3 protein-coding genes are annotated in these 1921 nt (G+C 67.8%); 2 read left to right on the plus strand and 1 reads right to left on the minus strand.

Annotation, left to right across the window (positions count from 1 at the left end; genetic code table 11):
* Window positions 1-682, minus strand: a 682-nt coding sequence (locus ACK41V_RS17310; protein WP_409784064.1) for a substrate-binding domain-containing protein, incomplete at its 3' end; no start/stop codon positions are given.
* 64 nt (window positions 683-746) lie between these two features.
* Between ACK41V_RS17310 and ACK41V_RS17315 the strand changes: the two genes are divergently transcribed.
* Complete coding sequence (locus tag ACK41V_RS17315; RefSeq protein WP_409784066.1) at window positions 747-1484, plus strand: ABC transporter permease; 738 nt, start codon at window positions 747-749, stop codon at window positions 1482-1484.
* On the plus strand, window positions 1481-1921 hold a 441-nt coding region (locus ACK41V_RS17320), incomplete at its 3' end, for an ATP-binding cassette domain-containing protein (RefSeq protein WP_409784067.1). The genes ACK41V_RS17315 and ACK41V_RS17320, both read left to right, overlap by 4 nt.

Raw genomic sequence — 1921 nt, forward strand, 5'->3', positions numbered from 1 at the left:
TGCGCGCCACGTCGGCCAGGCTGTGCAGCGCCAGCGGGTTGCCGGGCGCCACGATGAGCCCCTGCGTGCGCTGGGCAAACCCGATGATCTTGTGCAGACCCGGCTGCAGCAGGGGCTTGTAGGTGCGTGCGGTCCATGCGTCAGCAGCAGCGTGCTCCACGGTATGAAAGCCCGCCAGCGTGCACCGCCCCTCGTTCAGGGCGCGAATGGCGTCCACGCTGCCGGTAAACCGGATGTCCAGGTGCAAAGCCCCCGCCTCGCTCGGTGTGGCTGCGTGCGCACGCAGCGCCACCAGTGCGTCGTCGTGGCTGGCGTACAGGGTCAGCACATGGGCATGGGGGTCAAACGCCACGGCAAAGGCTCGCTCCAGGTCGGCGTGCAGCGCGGCAATTTGTGGGGCCAGTCGGGCCTGCGCCTGGCGCTCGGCCCACAGCAGTTTGGCGCCGAACTCGCTCAGCTGCGCCGACTGGCCCTTGCCCCACACGATGAGTTCTCCGCCGAGCTGGTTCTCCCAGCGCTTGAGCGCGCCCCACACATGGCGGTACGACAGGCCAAGGCCCCGCGCTGCGCCCGAGATGGAGCCCTGCTCGGCCACGGCCTGCAGCAGTTCGGGCAGCGGATTGCGAATGAGTGCGTTGCCCGCATCGCGGCTGAGTGTGTAGTGAAGTTGGACCCTATGCACGGACGTTCATATCGCTGGATATTGGTTGGGTGCCTACGATAGCCCAAACCGATCATCAGGCGCCATGTCCACCCTCACCGAAAGCGCGAGCACAGCGCTGCAACTCACCCTGTCTTCCGACCCGGTTCTCTGGACCATCGTGGGCCGCTCCTTGTCCGTCAGTGCCACCGCCTGTGTGTTGGCTTGTGGTGTGGGGCTGGTGCTGGGCGCGTGGCTGGGCGTCGCCCGGTTTGCGGGGCGGGGCGCGGTGTTGGCCGTGCTCAACACGTTGTTGGCCGTGCCGTCGGTGGTGGTGGGGCTGGTGGTGTACCTGGTGCTGTCGCGCAGCGGGCCGCTGGGGTCGCTGGGGTGGTTGTTCAGCTTCAAGGCCATGGTGCTAGCGCAGGCGATTTTGGTTTTGCCGGTGGTCACAGCGCTCACGCGCCAGGCGGTGGAAGACGCTGAACGCGCGCATGGCGAGCAACTGCGGTCCATGGGCGCAGGCTCGCTGCTGCGCAGCCTGCTGCTGGCGTGGGACGAGCGCTACGCGCTGCTCACGGTGCTGATTGCGTCGTTTGGCCGCGCGATCTCTGAAGTGGGCGCGGTGATGATTGTGGGCGGCAACATCGACGGCTTTACCCGCGTGATGACCACCGCCATCGCGCTGGAAACGAGCAAGGGCGACCTGCCCCTCGCACTGGCACTCGGCATCATCTTGCTGGCCGTGGTGCTGGCGCTCAATGTGTTGATTGCACTGGTGCGCCGCTGGCGTGAGCGGGTGGATGGCTCGGCCTCCAGCACGCCGGTGGGGGTCGCAGCATGAGCGGGCCTGTGGCGCACGCCTGGGTGGACATGCGCCAAGTGACCGTGCGCTACGGCCGCGTGCAGGCGCTGGACCAGGTCACGCTGCGCATCACATCCGGCGAGCGCGTGGCGCTGGTGGGTGCCAACGGCAGTGGCAAAAGCACCTTGCTGCGGGTGCTCCATGGTCTGGCCGATGCCAGTGGGGGCGGGTTTCAGTGCAACGGCAATATGCGCCAGGCCATGCTGTTCCAGCGCCCGCACATGCTGCGCACCAGCGCACAAAACAACGTGGCGCTGGCGCTGTGGCTGCGGGGCACGCGCTGGCGCGATGCGCGCACCGCCGCGCTGGCCGCATTGCAGCGCGTGGGGTTGCAAGACATTGCTGCACAGAACGCCCGCACCTTGTCGGGCGGACAACAACAGCGTGTGGCGCTGGCCCGCGCATGGGCCCTGCGG

The sequence above is a fragment of the Acidovorax sp. genome (assembly GCF_046291265.1).
Taxonomy (GTDB): domain Bacteria; phylum Pseudomonadota; class Gammaproteobacteria; order Burkholderiales; family Burkholderiaceae_C; genus Acidovorax.

What these genes read in the sequence shown, in the direction of transcription:
- ACK41V_RS17315 (WP_409784066.1), top strand. Translation starts at nt 747, where the DNA reads ATGTCCACCCTCACCGAAAGCGCGAGCACAGCGCTGCAACTCACCCTG.